The sequence below is a fragment of the Lysinibacillus sp. OF-1 genome, from assembly GCF_028356935.1.
Classification (GTDB): Bacteria; Bacillota; Bacilli; order Bacillales_A; family Planococcaceae; genus Lysinibacillus; species Lysinibacillus fusiformis_D.
On record NZ_CP102798.1, the window covers coordinates 1,624,333 to 1,644,440 of the forward strand.

The 20,108-nt window shown below is 38.7% G+C and carries 16 protein-coding genes and 1 other RNA gene; all 17 read left to right on the forward strand.

The annotated features are described in order from the left end of the window. Window positions 1-129: 129 nt before the first annotated feature. Window positions 130-507 carry a YppE family protein gene (locus NV349_RS07680; protein ID WP_230593757.1) on the forward strand — a complete coding sequence of 126 codons (378 nt, stop codon included), beginning with the start codon at window positions 130-132 and terminating at the stop codon, window positions 505-507. Next, window positions 482-2,746, forward strand: coding sequence for a DEAD/DEAH box helicase (locus NV349_RS07685; RefSeq protein WP_271912845.1), 2,265 nt, complete (start codon window positions 482-484; stop codon window positions 2,744-2,746). The genes NV349_RS07680 and NV349_RS07685 overlap by 26 nt, the downstream gene beginning before the upstream one ends. Window positions 2,747-3,004: 258 nt before the next feature. Further along, window positions 3,005-4,444, forward strand: a complete 1,440-nt coding sequence (locus NV349_RS07690; protein WP_271912847.1) for a helix-turn-helix domain-containing protein — start codon at window positions 3,005-3,007, stop codon at window positions 4,442-4,444. Between the two features lie 98 nt (window positions 4,445-4,542). Next, entirely contained in the window at window positions 4,543-5,511 is a 969-nt protein-coding gene (locus NV349_RS07695; protein WP_271912849.1) for an ABC transporter substrate-binding protein, read from the forward strand. Between the two features lie 29 nt (window positions 5,512-5,540). Next, window positions 5,541-6,599 carry a serine hydrolase domain-containing protein gene (locus NV349_RS07700; protein ID WP_271912851.1) on the forward strand — a complete coding sequence of 353 codons (1,059 nt, stop codon included), beginning with the start codon at window positions 5,541-5,543 and terminating at the stop codon, window positions 6,597-6,599. 209 nt (window positions 6,600-6,808) lie between these two features. Further along, window positions 6,809-8,059 carry a ribonuclease H-like domain-containing protein gene (locus tag NV349_RS07705; protein WP_271912852.1) on the forward strand — a complete coding sequence of 417 codons (1,251 nt, stop codon included), beginning with the start codon at window positions 6,809-6,811 and terminating at the stop codon, window positions 8,057-8,059. 121 nt (window positions 8,060-8,180) lie between these two features. Beyond that, window positions 8,181-8,477 carry a cell division regulator GpsB gene (gpsB, locus tag NV349_RS07710; protein WP_036118417.1) on the forward strand — a complete coding sequence of 99 codons (297 nt, stop codon included), beginning with the start codon at window positions 8,181-8,183 and terminating at the stop codon, window positions 8,475-8,477. A gap of 61 nt (window positions 8,478-8,538) precedes the next feature. Further along, window positions 8,539-8,918, forward strand: an RNA gene (gene rnpB / locus NV349_RS07715) — RNase P RNA component class B. A 404-nt stretch (window positions 8,919-9,322) separates the two neighbouring features. Further along, window positions 9,323-11,068 carry a putative bifunctional diguanylate cyclase/phosphodiesterase gene (locus tag NV349_RS07720; protein WP_036118414.1) on the forward strand — a complete coding sequence of 582 codons (1,746 nt, stop codon included), beginning with the start codon at window positions 9,323-9,325 and terminating at the stop codon, window positions 11,066-11,068. Window positions 11,069-11,071: 3 nt separating this feature from the next. Further along, window positions 11,072-12,208 (forward strand): THUMP domain-containing class I SAM-dependent RNA methyltransferase, encoded by a 1,137-nt coding sequence (locus tag NV349_RS07725; protein ID WP_036118413.1) that lies wholly within the window; start codon window positions 11,072-11,074, stop codon window positions 12,206-12,208. Between the two features lie 85 nt (window positions 12,209-12,293). Next, on the forward strand, window positions 12,294-14,201 hold the full coding sequence (locus tag NV349_RS07730) for an ATP-dependent DNA helicase (protein ID WP_089933170.1): 1,908 nt from the start codon (window positions 12,294-12,296) through the stop codon (window positions 14,199-14,201). A 227-nt stretch (window positions 14,202-14,428) separates the two neighbouring features. Beyond that, window positions 14,429-15,889: a sensor histidine kinase gene (locus tag NV349_RS07735; RefSeq protein ID WP_051891581.1), complete on the forward strand. Its 1,461-nt coding sequence runs from the start codon at window positions 14,429-14,431 to the stop codon at window positions 15,887-15,889. Continuing rightward, window positions 15,882-16,460: an ANTAR domain-containing response regulator gene (locus NV349_RS07740; protein ID WP_036118407.1), complete on the forward strand. Its 579-nt coding sequence runs from the start codon at window positions 15,882-15,884 to the stop codon at window positions 16,458-16,460. Before NV349_RS07735 ends, NV349_RS07740 begins: the two co-directional genes overlap by 8 nt. A gap of 83 nt (window positions 16,461-16,543) precedes the next feature. After that, complete coding sequence (eutH, locus tag NV349_RS07745) at window positions 16,544-17,788, forward strand: ethanolamine utilization protein EutH (RefSeq protein ID WP_036118404.1); 1,245 nt, start codon at window positions 16,544-16,546, stop codon at window positions 17,786-17,788. A 26-nt stretch (window positions 17,789-17,814) separates the two neighbouring features. Continuing rightward, entirely contained in the window at window positions 17,815-18,156 is a 342-nt protein-coding gene (gene eutS / locus NV349_RS07750) for an ethanolamine utilization microcompartment protein EutS (protein ID WP_036118401.1), read from the forward strand. Between the two features lie 10 nt (window positions 18,157-18,166). Next, the gene (locus NV349_RS07755; protein ID WP_036118397.1) at window positions 18,167-18,667 is read left to right on the forward strand and encodes a EutP/PduV family microcompartment system protein; all 501 of its coding nucleotides are present in this window, start codon (window positions 18,167-18,169) and stop codon (window positions 18,665-18,667) included. Between the two features lie 17 nt (window positions 18,668-18,684). Beyond that, window positions 18,685-20,106 (forward strand): ethanolamine ammonia-lyase reactivating factor EutA, encoded by a 1,422-nt coding sequence (locus NV349_RS07760; protein WP_036118394.1) that lies wholly within the window; start codon window positions 18,685-18,687, stop codon window positions 20,104-20,106. Window positions 20,107-20,108: the final 2 nt, after the last annotated feature.

A 20,108-nucleotide genomic window follows, 5' to 3' on the forward strand; every position in this document is an offset into this window, starting at 1 on the left:
ATAAAGATCAAGAGCGTGATATTTCCATAGTTGCTTTGTTGGACAAAATATACTCACCATGTATATGCAGTGACTACGAAATATATTTGCTTATGCGTAATTGATGAGAGATGAGGTGCAAAATTGTTAGTGATTCAGCAAACATCCCAATTAATAGATGAATGTGAACAATGTGTTTTACGATTCTGGCAAATGCGTGAGGAAGATCGGACACCTGATTTTTTCCAAGAGGTGAAACCACACGCTGATGAAATTCATCAACTATTGAAGGAATGGCAGCAAGAGGCCAATACATGGATTCAAAAAAATAAACCGAAATATATGCATACGCAGCAAATTGCTTCAGTGGTAGAATCGATGGAGCAATTTGTTGTGCAATCTTTTTATAAAGAAACTAGTAAAAAACGTTTTTTAGATGCGACCCATTCTACCTCCTATACTTTAAAAACCTTTGAACGATTACTAAAGGAGGAGGAATCGAATGCTATCGAAGAAACGAACGATTAGTGAGCTTTTACAGGAATGGAGATACGATGAAGAATTAAAAGAGCGTATTTTACATTGGCAAACACTAGAAAGTCGACCAGCCAAATATGCACCTTTCCCAGGAAATTTACACTCATCCCTAGTGAAAGCACTACAGGCAAGGGGTATCGAGCAACTATATACACACCAGCGAGAAGCCTTTGATTTGGCGCAGCATGGTACATCTTTTACAGCGGTTACGCCAACTGCTTCGGGTAAATCCTATTGCTATCATCTACCAGTGCTGCAAAAAATAATAGAAGATAAAAATGCGCGGGCCATTTATTTATTTCCAACAAAGGCATTAGCACAGGATCAAAAAAATGATTTAAATGAACTCATTGAGCAAAGTGGCGAGGAAATTTTAAGTTATACGTATGATGGAGATACGGCGCCAGGCATTCGCCAAAAAGTTCGAAAGGCAGGGCATATCGTTATGACGAACCCCGATATGCTGCATTCCGGAATTTTGCCACATCATACTAAATGGGTCTCACTCTTTGAAAATTTGCAGTATATCGTTATTGATGAATTGCATACATATAAAGGGGTATTTGGTTCGCATGTTGCCCACGTTATTCGAAGACTAAAGCGTATTTGTGAGTTTTATGGTAGTAAGCCGGTGTTTATTTGTACATCAGCTACCATTAAAAACCCGAAAGAACTTGCTGAGCTTCTGACGAATGAATCACATGCACTAATTGCTGATTCAGGCGCACCTGTTGGCAAAAAAACCTTCCTTTTTTATAATCCACCAATTATTCATAAAACATTTGGGGTGCGTAGAAGTGCCGTGTTAGAGGTTAGTGATTTAGCCAAAAGGTTGTACATAGCTGGCATTCAATCCATCATTTTTGCCAAAAGTCGAGTACGAGTCGAGATGATTGTCACATACTTAAAGGAGCTCACTCGCGATAAGCTACTCGATGAATCTGTGCGTGGCTATCGAGGTGGATACTTGCCCTCTGAGCGACGTGTCATCGAAAAAGGCTTGCGTGAGGGTACGATTCAAACAGTGGTTAGCACCAATGCATTAGAACTAGGTGTTGATATCGGTCAATTACAAGCTTGTATTATGACAGGTTACCCGGGAAATATTGCGAGTGCTTGGCAGCAAGCAGGACGTGCGGGAAGACGTCAGGATGAGGCATTGATTATATATGTTGCACAATCTTCTGCATTGGATCAGTATGTGGTCAATCATCCTTTGTTTTTGCTTGGTAGTACGCCAGAGGAAGCGCGTATCTATCCAGAAAATATGTTGATTTTAATGGATCATTTGAAATGTGCTGCCTTCGAGCTACCCTTTTCAATAGGCGATTCGTATGGAGAATATGACATACAGGAATTGTTGGATTACTTGGCGGAGGAAGGGGTTGTCTTTAAGACGAGTGACAAATGGCATTGGATGAGTGATCGTTTCCCTGCGCATGATATTAGCCTGCGTTCTGCGTCACAGGAAAATGTGGTCATAATTGATCTGTCCGTCCCTGCACAGACAAAGGTGATTGGAGAAATGGATCGTCATAGTGCCATGACCCTTTTACATGAAGAAGCCATTTACCTACACCAAGGTATTCAATTTCAAGTGGAGAAGCTCGATTGGGAAGAAAAAAAAGCCTTTGTACGTGAAGTAGATGTGGATTACTATACAGATGCCAATCTAGCAGTCGAAATGAAGGTGCTAGAGGAGGATCGTAGCCGTCCCTATGGAGGCGGTACAATTAGCTTTGGCGATGTTGGCTTAGTCGCACAAGCAACGATCTTTAAGAAAATCCGCTTCGGCACACATGACAATATCGGTTCAGGGCCTATCCACCTCCCGCCAGATGAAATGCATACAAGTGCTTCGTGGCTTTCGTTCAATAGGGTGTCTCAATGGTCAGAGGCAGAATTAACGGATGCTATGGTAGGAGCTGCTTATGCGATGAACGCTTTTATCCCGATTTTTATCCAGTGTGATAGTAGTGATGTAGCAGTTGTGCCGCAAGTAAAGGCATCACACAATGAGTTACCAACGTTCTTTGTTTATGATAAGTATCCAGGTGGGATCGGTTTAAGTGAGAGAGTATTTGCACTATGGGAAGAACTGTTAAACAAAACGCTACAACATGTATCGAGCTGTCCTTGTGAATCAGGTTGTCCGTCTTGTATTGGGGCGCAAGATAGTTTAGAGCAAGGGAAGAAAAGAGTGATAGATCTTCTTCGAATGTTAAATTAAATAAAAAGGGCTTAGGGAATAAGCAAGTTCGTTCCTCAAGCCCTTTTATATTTTATAAATAGTATCATCTTATTTGTTAAAACGAGGGTTACCTACTACGCTTGTGGGAAGGAGGAAGTCGATTTGCTATTCGACCAAATGACACATTTTCTTTTTCATTTTCTTGATATTAAAATTTTATCAAGCAAGACGAAACGGCATTATCAACAAAGACTTGAGAGCCATTGCTTACTGTTTACCACAAAGGGGAAAGCTAATTTGGCTTTTGGAAATCACCAACACAGGCTGCTTAAAGATAGTGTCTACCTTTGCCCTGCTCAGAGCGAGCTTATCTTAAAGGTGGATTTAGAGAAGTTAACTACCGTTTACCTTATTACCTTTAATGCTCTCCCACAGATGGAGGCGAAGACTGATAGAGGAGAAGAGATAAATCTTGAACAAACAGAAGAAATCATCCGTCTTTGTAACAGTCTAATGGCATTGGTTGAGAGTCCTATCAAAGAGGACATTTTATTAAGCCAAGCACATTTTTACTTGCTTTTACATACCATCACTCAGCATCGGAAAACCTCTAATAGAGACTTGCAACATATGTTAGAAAAAACAAAACAACATATGGAGTATCATTTTCAAGAAGCTATTCAAGTGAAAGATTTAGCCCAAATGATGAATATAAGTGCAAAATATTATATGGAACTATTTCGAAAACAGTTTGGTATTAGTGCCATCCAGTATTTAATGAATATAAGAATGGAAGCGTCTAAATGGCTTTTAATAAAAGGAGGTAAAACCCTTCGAGAAATTGCAAGTGAGGTTGGGTATAAAGACGAGTTTTACTTCAGTCGTCGATTCAAACAACAAATGGGTATGTCTCCCTCTCTATTTATGAAAAGTCGTAGAAAAAACATCGCTGTTTTAGATAGTTCTTTTTTTGGCTTGCTTGCACCACTACATTATATCCCCATTGCAGCACCGCTCCATCCAACATGGCGATTTCATTACTATAAGACTTTTGGCAATCATGTACCTATTCAGCTAGCTGTGGGCAGAACGCCAGCCGTTTTAAATGAAAATATCGCGTTACTTCTACAAGAAAATCTGCAATATGATTATATATTTTGCTTAGATAATGTGACGGATGAGCAGTTGACGATATTACAAAAGAGAGGCCATGTTTATCGACTTGCGTGGAGCAGTTTATCATGGCGTGAACAGTTGCTAGAGGTTGCAAAAATCCTAGATGCAGAGATCGAAGCAAGGAAATGGCTTATAGAATACGAACAAACTGTACAAGAGGCGGTTGCTAGCTTAGCGTACATTTGCCATGAGCGAAGTATGTTATTTTTGTTAGTGAGAGGGGATGAATGCTATCTGTATCAGGATAGAAGTATTCAAGAAGTTTTGCTGGAGGACCTAGGACTAAATGTGATGATCTCTGACACACAAGAACCTATTACAATTGGGCAATTATCTGAAATGAATCCAGATTTCATCATGGTACTTGTTTATGAAGACGAAGAATCGATGATGAAATGGGACGAGCTTCAATCAGATGAGCTGTGGCTTGAATTGAAATCAGTGCGAAATGATTCCGTCTATACACTTACTCATTTTCCATGGCGCGACTATGCTCCGTTGCCACATTTACTGATTGTAAAAGAAGTCATGCAATTGTTAACCGCAGATAGTTCATTATAAAATCCGCCTTTTCTACATGGACGCCAAAAGAACGCTTGTTTATTATTGATAATAGTTTTCATTCTCAATTGAGATTAGCGTAAAAGGAGGCGTTCTTGATGAAAAAAACTATGGTCATTTTAAGCATCATAGTATTAACTTTAACTTTATCTGCATGTACAAAAGATAAAGAAGAATCAACATCATCTGTCTTGCAAAAAAAGGAAAGTGAAGAACAGACAACAAAAATTACTTATTTAAATAATCATTACAGCGTTCCAGTAAAACCAGAGAAAATTCTCTTTTTAAATGCCTTTGAATCCATTGAGGATGCTGTGATTTTGGGCATAGAACCCTATGCAGCAAGTGCAATTGGTAGTGATGAGGAGCCATTCCCCAGTTTTTTTGGCGACGTTACGGCGAATACAATTCCTTTATTAACAACGAGTGGGGACAGTTTGGAGTACGTTTTGCAACTTGCACCAGATTTAATTATCAGTACAGATATGGAAGATCCAAAAGTTTTAGAACAGTTAGAGAAAATCGCACCAGTAATTCCAACTTCTCATTATGGACCAGATTGGCAGGAGAATCTTGAAATGCTAGCTGAGATTACTGGAAAGGCTGAAAAAGCAAAAACACTTATTGATAAATACCATCAGGATAAGCAAAATGCTATCCATTATCTCGATTCATTCCAAGACAAGGATATAGTAGCCATACGTATTCGAGGTGGCGAAATGATGATTTACCCTAAAGACGTATTTCTCAATGATGTACTATACGGTGAATTGAATCTCCCTGTGCCAGAAGCTATTAACAAGGTGAATCAGCAAACCGTTATTACTTTGGAGGGCCTCTATCAAGCCAATCCAGATTATATTTTTATTCAGTATGATCTTTATGAAAATGATATGGATGGAAGTATACTTGAGGAGCTTCAACAAAGCCCAGTTTGGAAAGGATTAAAGGCAGTCGAAAGCAATCAAGTTTTTATTAATGCCGTAGATCCATTGGTAATGGGTGGAGGGACATTGAATGGTCGAATTCGTATTTTAGAAGCAACTATGGAAGCATTAAGTAACTAAAATACGTAAAGGTGATAAGGAGCGATTGTGTGAAATTATCAGAGGAACTTAATCAACTATTTATGTCAAAATTTGAACAAGGGCTTTTCTCAGGCAATATTTTAGTAGCGAAGGAAGGTAAACCTATTTATATAGGTACTTTTGGCTTATCAAATTACCATAGTGGCAAGAAGCTTTCCGAAAATTCCTTATTTGAGTTAGCTTCAGTAACGAAGCCTATGACAGCCATGGGCATTATGATTCTCGAGGAACAAGGGAAACTTAATTATGATGACGCTATCAAGAAATGGATTCCCTCATTTCCATACGAAACCATTACTTTACGACATGCATTAACACATACATCTGGATTGCCAGATTATATGGAATTATTCGAAAGCCACTGGGATCATCATTGTATTGCGACGAATAGAGATGTACTACGTTTACTAACGGAACATAGACCACCGCTCTATTTTGACTCAGGTGAAAAGTATCAATATAGTAATACAGGTTATGTTTGCCTGGCAATGATAATTGAAAAAGTATCAGATATGTCCTATGCCATGTTCATGTTACAGCATATATTTAAACCGTCAGCAATGCAACGAACAAGGGTCATGAATCGCAGGTATTATCCTGAAGATGTTGAGGATTTTGCTTTTGGCTATATCCGTGATGAGAATAGTGCATTAATCTCCTTGCCTGACGACCTTCCAGGTTATGAGTTTGTGAACTATTTAGACGGAATCCAAGGGGATGGAATGATTCATTCAACCATAATGGACTTACTTTCGTTGGATAGAGCACTAAAAAGGGGGGATTTGCTTTGTGCATCATCTCTTGAATTGGCTCTGTCCTCAATTGTGACAAAGGATGGTCAAAAGACACCATGTGGCTTTGGTTGGTTCATTGATCAATCACCAAAAACAGGGAAAAAGGTATTCCATAGTGGTGGTTGGCCAGGTTATACCACGATGTTATGCTGTTATATAGAGACTGATTACACCATTATTATCCTCAATAATGTAGAATACCATACAGAAGATAACCTGCATGAAAGCGTATCAGATTGGTTACAGCAAATTGAAACATATATATTTCATTGAATGTGATACAGATAGAAACTCAGTGGGACTTTTTCCATTGAGTTTTTTTATCTTAATTCTGTGGATAGTATGCTATAGGTCGTGATAGTTTTAGGTTAACTTCTGCTCGTCAGTGTGAAAAACTAGACGAAATGACTTTGAATGAGTCTAACAATCATGGTAATCTTGCAAGAGAGTCTTATACTATAAGCAGAAAATGAGTGAAATGCATGTCTTACGAAAATAAAATACTACAAATGAAAAAAATGCTTGGTAAAAAACCAACAGCAGCTCAACAAAAGGTAGAAGAACCAGCTTATCAAAAGCCAACTAAGCCGAGCTATACCGAGCGCTGGGAAAAGGCGGGGCTTACGGTTGTAGAAAATGATTTTGGGATTGTGTTTAAGCGCCATGTGCAGTATCCGTTTTCTTATCAGCATGGTCATTATCAGCTACAGTCATTCTTTGATGCCTTGAAAAAATGGCAGGGTGCCGAGTTTGACCATCCTTATGCACTTGATTTACAGGAGCCTGTATTATTTTTTGATACGGAAACGACGGGCTTAAAAGGTGTTGGTACGCATATTTTTTTGCTTGGGTTTTTAGAGGTAGACGAAGAATGTTTTAAATTGACTCAATATATTCTTGCAGATCCTGCACATGAGGCAGCTTTCTTGTTTGAATCAAAGCTTTGGCAAAAATCAGCGACTGTGATTACCTACAATGGGAAAAGCTTTGATTGGCCGCAACTTGAAACGAGATGGACGCTCCATCAAAAAACATTACCAAAATTACGAGCGCAGCGACAGATTGATTTGTTGCATAGTTCGAAGCGTTTATGGAAAAATGATATGGAGCGCTTAAAATTAAAATCTGTGGAGGAAGAGAAACTTGGTTTTTCTCGTATAGGAGATATTCCAGGCCATCTTGCACCAATTATTTATTTAGATGCTGTGAAAAGTGGCATACCTGACGCTCTTATGAAGGTGCTGCTTCATAATGAGTGGGATTTACTGTCCCTCATCACACTTTATAGTCATTCAACGCAATTATTGTTTGAAGAGGACCATGAGGAATCAGCAAAAACCTTCACCAATATTGGGAAATGGTATGGCGATTTAAAAGAAAGCACACAAAGCGTAAGGGTTTTAGAAAAGGTGACAATGCAATTTGATGCACTAGAAGCGGGGAATGCTCAATATTATTTAGCGTTACAGCATAAAAAGGGAAAACGTTATAATGAAGCTATTGACTCATTTGTAGCCTCTCTCCATTTTGTTGAACCAAGGACAAAGTTACATGCCCTTGAGCAGTTAGCCATACTTTATGAGCATCAAATGAAAGACTATGACCAGGCCCTTTATTATACGCAAGAAGGCATACGTCTTATTCAAAATCATGAGCAATGGAGAATAGAACAAAAACAAAAATGGGAAATTTCGTGGGAAAAGCGATTACACAGATTAGGAAATAAGAAATAATTTCCTGGGGAAGCGCAAGAAACGACAAGTTTAGCCTTACAATTGGTGTTTTCAGACGATATAATGTGATGAAGTATGCTATAATGTATTCGTGTATGTAGTGTGAGGAAGGGCGATGTGAATGGACATTAAATTAACGTCAAAAATGATCCTTGAAAAGGAATTTAAAAAGAACTTTAAAGGCTACAATGTAGAAGAAGTAGATTCTTTTCTTGATGAAATTATTCAAGATTATGAAACGTTTGAAAAAGCGGTGGCCCAACTACGTGAAGAAAATAGACAGTTAAAAGAAGAAATTGATAGTACCCCAAAGAGACAACCAGTTGCATCAGCAGCTGCTGGTACAACTAATTTTGATATTTTAAAACGTCTTTCTAATTTGGAAAAGCATGTATTTGGCAGCAAGCTATACGAATAATTTTTTATTAATTATATTGTATTTAACATAAAACTCTAGTATAATCTTTCGTATCATCATGAAATTCTGGTAATCGCTGCGGCGCTAGACGTCGTAGAGGAAAGTCCATGCTCACACGGTTCTGAGATGTCCGTAGTGTTCGTGCTTACTGAAAAAATAAGGTAAGGCAGCTGTTCAAGCTGACGGCGGAAGGAAAACCTAAGTCCTAGGATATGGTTGACACTTCCTGAAAGTGCCACAGTGACGAAGCTTGCTTGGAAACATGCAAGGTGGAACGAGGTAAACCCCACGAGTGAGAAACCCAAATTATGGTAGGGGCACTCTCTTGAAGGAATTGAACGGATAGAGGGACAGAGTATGCTCTGTAGATAGATGGTTACCACCTGATCGTACGAGGCGCAAGCTGTTTGAGTACTCAGGAACAAAACATGGCTTATGGAATTTTTTGATGCTTATCTACGAAATATCAAACGCTCTCCAATTCGGTGGAGAGCTTTTATTTTGAGTTCATGAGGAAAAAGTAACCTTGTTAATCAAGTCTTGGTATGCGCGATACGTTTGAAAATGGCGAATATATCGCTACCGCTTCTAAGTCATAACATCTGAAAACGGCTATCGCATCCACGTGATGTATTGCTCTTGATGGCATATTTTATCGGGTGTCTAAACACCCGTTGATCAAGATAAAGCCTCTGGCGAATGGCGCAGATTTTAGTAATTTGCAGAACATGTAAGTTCGAGAATATCTGGACACAATTAGCTGAGGCGGAATGGATTACATACCGGTTAACCTGACATAAATGCCCTTTGAGGGGGAGTATAGAGAGATAGGATGGAGCGGAAACATGAACGGAGTAAACAATTGGGAAAGTATGGATAAACTAAAGCTGATTTCTAAATATCCGACTACCTTAATACTTAAAATCTTCGAAAATGTATCTGAAGGTATCATGATTACAGATGAATTCAAAAAGATAGTAATGGTCAATCCTGCCTTTGAATTTGTTACAGGCTATACACGTGATGAGGTGGTTGGAAAAACGCCAGCCGTATTACAATCAGGTGTACATGAGTTGCCATTCTATTTAGAGATGTGGGAACAGATACGACAAGAAGGCATTTGGCAAGGTGAGATATGGAATCGTCGTAAAACTGGAGACGTATATCCTGAATGGTTAACAATTGTTTGTGTAACCAACGATGAGGGTGAGGTTACAAATTACTGTGGTATTTTCACAGATTTGTCTGAAAGAAAAATAGTAGAAAACGAATTAGAAAAGCGTTTGCTTACGGATTCATTAACAGATGTATCCAATCGTTTTGCCTATATTGAAAGAATGGATAATCTCTTAGAATCGACTTCTGCTATTTCTCATTCAGTGCAGCATGCGATCTATTTCTTAGATTTGGATCGATTTAAGCAAATTAATGATACATTAGGCCATGCTGTTGGAGATTTAATTTTGAAAGAAGTAGCAAATCGTCTAAAACAGCTACTAAAAAACAAAGACATTATTGCTAGATATGGTGGCGATGAATTCGTCATTACTTTAACCAATGTGAAAAATGTGAAAGAGGCTGCAAAATTTGCTGATCAAATTATTAGTTGTATCGAACAACCAATGATGATTAACGGTCAGGAAGTTTTTATGTCGACAAGTGTGGGTATTAGTGTTTATCCAGTAGATGGTAAAAATACAGAACAACTCATCAATTGTGCAGATCGAGCAATGACCTATTCCAAAAAGAATGAATTAAACGGCTATTCCTTTTATTTTGATGAACTACAAACAGACGCACAGCGCGTTTTATTGCTAGATTCAGAGCTAAGAAAAGCTATAGAAAACCGTGAATTTGAGCTGCATTTTCAGCCGAAGATTTCGATGGAAGATGAGCAAATTCAAGGCTTAGAGGCACTGGCTCGCTGGAATAGCGAGAGGTTAGGCTTTGTGTCACCTGCGGAGTTTATTTCCTATGCGGAGGATACGGGTTTAATCATTCCGTTAAGTGAGCTTATTATTGAAAAAGCATGTGAGGCAGTTATTCAAATGCAGCAACAGGGTTGGAAAATACCTGTTGCCATTAATATATCGAGTATACACTTTAAACAGCAGAATTTTTTAGAATCGATACAAGCCATATTAGAGCGCTATAATATGCCAGCTAATAATTTTGAAATAGAAGTGACGGAGCGAACGGTGATGAACAGTGCGAACGAGACGGTTAGTAAATTGGTTCGTTTGAAACAATTAGGCTTTAAAATCTCAATCGACGATTTTGGGACAGGCTATTCATCCCTAAGCTATTTAGTTCGCTTTCCATTAGATTGTTTAAAAATTGATCGAAGCTTTATTCAGCATATTGGCTCACTCGATGAAAAACAGGCAGTTGTAGATGCGATTATTCAAATGTCCCATCGCCTAAAAATGAAAGTTGTTGCTGAGGGTGTAGAACAGGCACAACAAGTGGATATACTACGTAAAATGAACTGTGATATTATCCAGGGCTATTATTACAGCAAACCATTACCATTAAACGATCTCATTGAGTTTATGGAGTTTTGGGAAATTGAGCATCAAGGAAGGAAATAAGTTATGGCAAACTATCAATTAGTAGCTACGTCAGCAATGGGCTTAGAGTCTATTGTGGCCCAAGAAGTAAAAGCTCTTGGCTATGAAACAACTGTTGAAAATGGCAAAGTATATTTTGAGGGCGATGAAACGGCTATCGCACGCACCAATTTATGGTTGCGTGTAGCGGATCGTGTCAAGATAGTCGTTGGACAATTCCCAGCAAAATCTTTTGAGCAATTATTCGAAAGTGTCAAAGCATTACCATGGGAAAAATATTTACCTGTGGATGCGGCTTTTCCGGTTTCAGGGAAATCTGTAAAATCGAAATTATTTAGTGTACCAGATTGCCAAGCAATTACCAAAAAAGCAATCGTTGAACGAATGAAACAGCATTATAAACGACTTGGCTTTTTAGATGAATCGGGTGCGACTTACAAAATTGAGGTTTCGATTTTAAAAGATGTGGCGACACTGACTATTGATACATCTGGCGCAGGCTTACATAAGCGTGGCTATCGTCAGGCACAAGGGGAGGCACCGTTAAAGGAAACGTTAGCGGCGGCACTTGTGCAAATTTCGAAGTGGAATCCAAATCGTCCGTTCGTTGACCCATTCTGTGGCTCTGGTACTATTACACTTGAAGCGGCAATGTTTGGACAAAATATTGCACCAGGGTATAACCGTGAATTTATTTCTGAGGATTGGCCTTGGATGAAAGCGGCCATCTGGGATCAAGTCCGTGATGAAGCGGAAAGTTTAGCCAATTATGATCAGCCATTAGAAATTATTGGTTCTGATATTGACCATCGTATGGTCAGCATTGCACAAGAAAACGCAATAGAAGCGGGCTTTGGTGAGTTAATCACGTTTAAGCAAATGCAAGCACGCGATTTTACAACACAGTTAACGGATGGTGTCATGATTGGGAACCCACCATATGGAGAACGTATTGGTGATGTAGAAGTCGTGGAGCAGGTAATCCGTGATGTCGGGAAAGTCATGAAAAACTATCCATCTTGGTCTGTGTATATGCTATCCTCCATGAAAAATTTTGAAGAATTATATGGACGCCAAGCGACGAAGAAACGAAAATTATTTAATGGTTTTATTGAAACAAATTATTATCAGTTCTGGGGTCAAAAGTCTAAAAGAGATTAACGAATAGTAACGGAAGATAAGATCTTTTCTTATCTTCCGTTTCGTCGCGTATAATAGCACCAGATAGTTAGAGGGGGAACATCAATTGCGTAAATCTTTACCATTTGCATTATCAAAGGACCGTTCATTTTTTGAATCATTAGGTGATTGGATGGGCGATGTCCTTTATGATGAATTACCTGAAAAAGGCTTTGAATGCCGTGATGAGCAAATTTTTATGGCTTATCAAATAGAGCAAGCACTGAAAGAAAAAAATATCCTCTTTGCAGAGGCAGGCGTAGGAACTGGGAAAACAATCGCTTATTTATTACCAGCCATCTCTTATGCACGCTACACAGGGAAGCCTGCGCTAATTGCTTGTGCAGATGAAACATTAATCGACCAACTCGTGAAAGAGGGGGGCGATATTTATAAACTCCAAAAAACGTTAGGGCTCGATATAGATGTTCGTCTTGCAAAATCGAGAGACCAATATTTATGCTTAAAACGCTTTGAGGAAGCAGAAAAAGTGGAGACTGATGAATGGATTGATGATATTGCCTTTTCCATCCCTGATGGTGTCTATGCACAAGGCTCTATGATTGCTTTACAGCCATATGGAGAACGTAGTGACTATCCAACGGTTAGTGATGAGGATTGGCAAAAAGTGAATTACAATGCCATTATGCAATGTTCTGTTTGTGAGCTGCGTAATCGCTGTGGGCAAACGTTGCATCGCTCCCATTATCGTAAATCAACAGATCTTGTCATTTGTTCTCAGGATTTTTTAATGGAGCATTTGGCTACAAAGGAATCTCGTGAGCGTGAAGGTCAGCTTGCTTTACTGCCAGAGGTATCGATGATTGTGTTAGATGAAGGGCATTTATTGGAATATGCTGCGCAAAAGGCAATGACATATAAAGTTCAGGCAACTACCATCGTACAATTATTAGAGCGATTGATGGTAGATGGCGTACGCGAGCGTACACTGTATGCGATGGAAAAATTACAGGATGATCATGAGCTATTTTTTGATCAGCTTCGTGATGATATCGTTGCTTCAAATGAGGATCGTAAACGTATAAACAAATCGAAAGCATTACTTGATTATGGGAAGCAGCTAATAAATGATGTGGAAGTTTTGATGGAAGAATTCGTCTTTGAATCAGAAATGTATATGATTCCTGAATATGAGTTAAATATGGCGGAAGAATACTTAGAACAATATGAGGCTTCCTTACGTATTTTCATAGCACAGGGAGATGCGGTGGATTGGTTAGAGGAAACAGATGGCGAGGAAACGCTTGTCATTATGCCTCGTTTAATCACAGAAGTTTTAGCAGAAAAATTATTCTCTAAAAAGCTTCCAATCGTCTTTTCTTCTGCCACATTATCGGTCAATAAAGACTTTTCTTACATTGCCTACAGTTTAGGTATTCGCGATTACCAATCATTTTCTGTGCCTTCTCCATTCGACTATGAAGAAGTGATGAAAATTTATTTACATGAGCTTACGCAACGTGACAAAACAGCGCGTGTTCAGCAATTGCTGCGTGATGGCGAGCAAACATTGATTTTATTTAAATCAAAGCAAGCCATGCTAAATTTTAAGGCAGAATTGCCGATTATGGAGCGTATGTATGTAGCATTTGAAGGAGATCGAGAGCTATCCGCCATTGTTCGAGATTTCCAGCAGGGGACTATTAAAACATTATGCTCCTATCATTTATGGGAAGGCTTAGATTTACCTGAGGAAGCCTTAACACGTGTGATTATTTATGATTTACCATTTCCTCCACAGGATCCATTATTTGATGCGAAACGTACGTTTGCTGAAAATCCATTTGAAGAAGTGGAACTACCTTTCATGCAACTACGCTTGCAGCAAGGGATGGGTCGCTTAATCCGTACATCTAATGACCATGGAGATATTCATATTTTATTAAATGAAGAAGAACAAAAACAACGTGCAGCCTTTGAAAATATAGTAGCGGTTGTACCAGAAATAAAATAGAAAGAAGCGAGTTTGCCATAAAGGTAAGCTCGCTTTTTTAATATATTAAAATAACATTATGGGTATGGATATAATGTGGTGGTTTAAAAAACTGTTGAATATTTCTCTTTTAAGCTATATAGTTCTTTGTAATGCAACGAAATTTGGTGAAAGAAAATATTTTTTGTATTGAAAATAATTTCACAAAAGGTTTATAATAATGACAAGAATTTTTAAGAATAGTCAAATTGCTTGCTGACTATTCCTTGATAGGGGGCTTAAACCTGTCGAACATTCAATCATTGTGTAGAAAATATACAAATCTATCGGCAACGGATATTGACAAGTTAATAGAAATTGAAGCTACGCTAACGTATTATGCTGAGTTGACTGATTGTTATATGTTCATAGATTGCCTGCTGGAAAATTTACCGCATGCAATTGTTGTGGCAGAGGCATTCCCGAAAAAGGAAATTGGTTTATATGAAAAATCAGTTATCGGAAAATTCGTATTTGAAAGTTTTGAACCAGCTGTATTTGCTGCATTCAAACATCAAGAAAAATCTTCTATTTCCAGAGCGATTACGCAGGAAGGGATTACGGTAGAGCAAAATGTGATGCCTATTTTTAATGAGCAACAGCAAGTGATTGCTGTGTTGATTCAGGAAAAAATGGTGAAGATGCAAACGACACCGAAAGATGATTTTCAAAATATGCCTTTTGCTTTAATTGAGCATATTGTAGAACCGAATCCGCAACCGATACCCGTTGTTTCTGATTTACTTGTAGAGTCCATAATTCTCACCAATCATGAAAATAAAGTGATTTATAGCAATCCTGCTGGCTATCATTTTATTTCTGAGCTATCGGGATTAGAGAACTTTGACAATGTTGCATTGGATAAAATTTTACCTTTTTTACAAGAAGTCTATGATAAAGGCGATGATGTCTTTTTCTTAGAAATTACAATTGATCGTAAATCCTTTATTGTAAAGAAAATTCCGATTCGCAGTCAAAACGAGAAGGTCACTCTACTCATTATTCATGATCTAACAGAGCTTAAGCTGAAAGAAAATGAGTTAATGATGAAAACCTTTGCGATACGAGAAATTCACCACCGCGTGAAAAATAATCTTCAGACAGTGACAAGCTTATTACGCCTGCAAATGCGCAATGATCGGTCTGCTGCGAATGCAAGTGCTTTTCAAGAGGCATTAAATCGAATATATAGTATTTCATCTGTTTATGAGCTTATTTTAGAAAATGAAGATAACGCTGAAGAAAAAGTAGATGTTATCGCGTTAGCTAAAAAAATTGGTCATAAAATGATTGATACGTCCAATACAGCAACTATTCAACTAGCCTTTCAACATGATAATTTGCAGCTATTCTGTCATTCAAAAAAAGCGGTATCTCTCGCACTCATTATTTGCGAGCTCCTGCAAAATGCATTAAAGTATGCTTTTATCGGTCGTGATGAAGGAACCATTGATATTCAATTCATTCAGGAAGAGTCTACTATTTCACTCCATATTTCTGACAACGGCGTTGGAATGCAAGAGGTGAAGGCATCTTTTGGGATGGAGATTATCACAAGGCTTGTAGAGTATGATTTAGCTGGCTCATTTTCAATTATCCCTAGTGAAGAAGGTACACATACTCAAATTCAGTTTCCTGTAAGTGAGGAGGTATTTATCGTAAATGACTAGGAAAGTTATGATTGTCGAAGATGAATCACTGATTGCGATTGATTTGAAGTTTATGTTAGAAGACAATGGCTACGAAGTAGTAGCACAGGCGAGTAATGGGGAAACAGCCATTGAATTAGCCTTTTTACATAAACCGCAATTAATCTTAATGGACATTAAAATGCCTAAACTTGATGGGTTGAAGGCAAGTAAAATTATTGAACAACAGCTTGGTATACCCGTTCTTTTCATCTCGGCATACAGTGAAAAAGAATTGTTGCTATACATGAAGCAAGACAATATATTAGGCTATGTCATGAAACCGTTTTCTGAGAAAAATGTGTTGCCTGTGTTAGAGGTTGCTTTTCATCAAATTGATAAATTTAACCGACTCAATGGCGAGATCTTACATAAGCAAACACAATTGGAAAAACGAAAAATCATTGAACGAGCAAAGGGTTTGCTCATGCAGGCTGAAAACATTAGTGAGGACGAGGCTTACCGTAAGATTCGCAATGAAAGCATGCAAACACAACAGGAAATGGTACACATTGCACAGCAAATTATAAACACCTTACAAGTCAATAGTTGAAGCAAAGGCGCTTTAAAGAGATTTCTTCTTTAAAGTGCCTTTTTTTATATAAATTTAATAATGAAAAAGGGGTGATGAGTAAGATGGCAATGATAGGAACGATTATCGTTTATATTATTATGATTTGTGCTGTTTTAGGGGCAATCGGGGCTATCCGAGATGCTGAGTATGGGATTGGGAAAGAATTTATGAATGGGATTCATACCGTTGGGCATATTTTTGTCCCAGCAGCAGGGATCATGGCAGCTATACCTTACTTAACATGGTTTATTAGTCATTTTATTAGTCCGATTTTTGAGTTAATTGGTGCAGATCCTGCGATTGCAGCGACGACGATTTTAGCCTCGGACATGGGTGGTTACCAATTAGCCAATGCGTTAAAGGAGTCTTATGAGGGATGGGTAATGGCTCTTGTTGTTGGCTTTATGTCAGGTGCTACCATTGTATTCTCAATTCCAATGGGTCTTGCGATGTTAGATAAGCGTGATCATAAATATATGGCGCTAGGTATTATGGCTGGCGTATTAACAATTCCGATTGGTGCATTTATTTCTTCGATCATGATCGTGCTATTTAACACAGAAGTACGTGAAGTTATTAGTACAACAGAGGCACCTACCTATGTGTTTGCCATTTCTGTTTTACAAATATTAATTAATTTACTACCGTTATTCATTTTCGTTATTTTAATCGCACTAGGCTTAAAGCTTATTCCGAACGGTATGATTGCAGGCTTCATGATATTCGGACGCGTGATGGATGCGGGGATTAAATTAGTGTTAGTGTTCTCGATTGTAGAGATTTTTACAGGTATTTTTACAAAGATATTTGGTGCGTGGGGCTTCGATCCAATCATGGCTGATGAAATCGACCAATTCCGGGCATTAGAAACAGCTGGTTATATTGGAATTATGCTAGCGGGTGCGTTCCCAATGGTGTATTTAATTCGAAAATATGCTTCCAAACCACTTGAAGCGGCTGGTAAAAAATTGGGTTTATCATCTGTAGGAAGTGCGGGGATTTTAGCAACAATTGCTAATATTTTGGCGATGTTTACACTGATTCGCCATATGCCACCGAAGGATAAAGTAATTAACATCGCGTTTGGTGTATGTTCGGCCTTTTTATTAGGCGATCACTTATCATTCACAGCTAACTTCCAGCCAACCATTATTTTACCTGTAATCGCTGGGAAGTTTTTAGCCGGTGTTATTGCGATTATTTTTGCTTATAAGCTTTCTGTACCAACTGCATTAAGGCTGGAAATTGAGGATCGCAAGGCAGGCATTATTAAAGAAGGCGAATATTTAACAGATCAAAAATCTTAATTGATTAAAAAGTGAGGTGATGACGTGTGAGTGAAGAGAAAAAAAGATTTATTCAGGAGTTTGTGCCGGGTAAACAGCTAACATTGAGTCACCTTATAGCCAATCCTGATCCCGATATGTTTCAAAAGCTGGGTATCCAAGAATCGGGCGCACTGGGCATTATGACGTGTACCCCAAGTGAAACGGTGATTATCGCAGGAGATTTAGCGACAAAGGCTGCCAATGTCAGACTAGGATTTTTAGATCGTTTTACAGGTAGTCTCGTTATTGTTGGTAGTGTATCAGAGGTGGAAATGGCGATGTTAGAAATTAATCGTTTTTTATCTGAGGTATTAGGTTATACACCATCAAAAATAACAAAATCATAGGATGTGTCATATGAAAAATCGAGTAATGATAATAGGCGGTGTGCAGGCAGGAAAGTCAACATTGATGAATACTTTGTTGGGTAAAGAAAGCAGTGCCAATAAAACACAAGCACTCGTTTATGATGACTGGATTGTTGATACACCAGGTGAATATGTTGAAAATCCAATGTATTACAGGAATATTATGGCAACATCATTGGAAGTAACCCATGTCATTTACTTGCAGGATGCCACCTCTGCAAGAAGTGTGTTCCCTCCGCAATTTAGCTTAGGGATTCCTAAAATACAGATTGGTGTTATTACCAAGATAGATGCCCCTAATGCCAATATGGAAAGGGCTATAGCCTTATTAAAAAATGTGATGACACATGGGCCCATCGTGAAAACCTCTTCCTGGCAAAAGTTAGGCATCGAGTTGATTGAACCATTGATTCAACTTACGACACAGGAAGAAATTCGTCAATTCGTCAAGGATCGCGATAGTCCGTATCTCATGTATTGCTCACAGTAGCGAGAGGGAGGTATAGGGTGAAAACTGAAAAAATATTTAGTGCAGGCATTGATATTGGGACAAGTACTACCAAAATGGTGGTCAGTAGTTTTCTGTTAAAGAATGTGGCTGGTGTGACACATGTGCCAAGGATTGAAATTATTGAGAAAACGGTGTTACATCAAAGTCCAATCATTAAAACACCTTTTATCAATCGAGACATCATCGATATGAAAAAAATTGAAGAATTTATTTTTCAGCAATATCAATTAGCACAAATCGCACCAACTGACATTTCAACAGGTGCCATTATTATTACAGGCGAATCGGCCACGAAGGAAAATGCAAGCGAGGTTGTCCATACCATTGCCGATGGTGCAGGTCATTTTTTAGTTGCTACCGCTGGTCCTGATTTAGAGGCCATCATTGCTGCTAAAGGGGCTGGTACCCTACAGCAATCAAAGAATTCAGCTAAGGTGATTGCCAATATTGATATTGGCGGAGGAACTGCCAATATTGCTGTGATGCAGTTTGGAGAAGTTATTGGTACATGTACCTTACATGTTGGTGGTAGATTGATTGAATTTAAGGATGGGAGGGTTCAATCAATTTCTCCGCCACTCATGCGACTAATGGAACAATGGGCTAATCCGTTAGCTGTCGGTGATGCGGCCGATGATGCTCGTGTTTCACAATGTATTGACGAAATGGTTGGAACACTTGCCATGATTCTTAGTGGACAGTGTACCGATGGAGAGCATCCATTATTACTAGGGCATTTACCGAACTGGCATAAACCAGTGGATGCCATCGTCTTTTCTGGTGGTGTAGCTTCCTGTATTTATGAAAATGAATGTACTCAGCGCCAATATGATGATATAGGCGAAAAATTAGCGAAAATGCTTATACAACATGAGCAACTACAATCGTTTTTATGGCTACGACCAGAAGAAACAGCACGTGCAACAGTCACTGGAGCAGGTACACAAACAACTGAAATTAGCGGGGCAACCATTCAGGTAGATGCCGAGGTGTTACCACTAAAAAATGTACCTGTTTTCAACTGCCATATGGAGTCAGCGAAAGATTTTAATACTACGGTGAAGACAGCCGTAGAACGAGCAGATGATTTATTTTCCATCCAGGATAATCGTTCGCCTTTCGCACTCTATTTTAGCGAATTGCCGTATTTAAGCTTTCAGGATGTACATGCATTGTGCCAGGCTATTTTGCAACATTTGGCGACAAGATGTTCCAAGGACATACCAATTATCATAGTCATTCAATCAGATTACGCAAAGATTATTGGACAGACCATACAAGCCATTCATGCGACAGTACCAATTATTTGCATCGATCAAATTAAAGTGGAGACGGGCGATTATATCGACATTGGAGAGGCTCTGCCATCTGGCGTTGTTCCTGTTGTGGTGAAGACCCTTGCCTTCCACTCAAAGTAAGG

What these genes read in the sequence shown, in the direction of transcription:
- NV349_RS07685 (WP_271912845.1), top strand. Translation starts at nt 482, where the DNA reads ATGCTATCGAAGAAACGAACGATTAGTGAGCTTTTACAGGAATGGAGA.
- NV349_RS07725 (WP_036118413.1), top strand. Translation starts at nt 11,072, where the DNA reads ATGGCAAACTATCAATTAGTAGCTACGTCAGCAATGGGCTTAGAGTCT.
- eutH (WP_036118404.1), top strand. Translation starts at nt 16,544, where the DNA reads ATGGCAATGATAGGAACGATTATCGTTTATATTATTATGATTTGTGCT.
- NV349_RS07720 (WP_036118414.1), top strand. Translation starts at nt 9,323, where the DNA reads ATGAACGGAGTAAACAATTGGGAAAGTATGGATAAACTAAAGCTGATT.
- gpsB (WP_036118417.1), top strand. Translation starts at nt 8,181, where the DNA reads ATGGACATTAAATTAACGTCAAAAATGATCCTTGAAAAGGAATTTAAA.
- NV349_RS07695 (WP_271912849.1), top strand. Translation starts at nt 4,543, where the DNA reads ATGAAAAAAACTATGGTCATTTTAAGCATCATAGTATTAACTTTAACT.
- NV349_RS07740 (WP_036118407.1), top strand. Translation starts at nt 15,882, where the DNA reads ATGACTAGGAAAGTTATGATTGTCGAAGATGAATCACTGATTGCGATT.
- NV349_RS07755 (WP_036118397.1), top strand. Translation starts at nt 18,167, where the DNA reads ATGAAAAATCGAGTAATGATAATAGGCGGTGTGCAGGCAGGAAAGTCA.
- NV349_RS07705 (WP_271912852.1), top strand. Translation starts at nt 6,809, where the DNA reads ATGTCTTACGAAAATAAAATACTACAAATGAAAAAAATGCTTGGTAAA.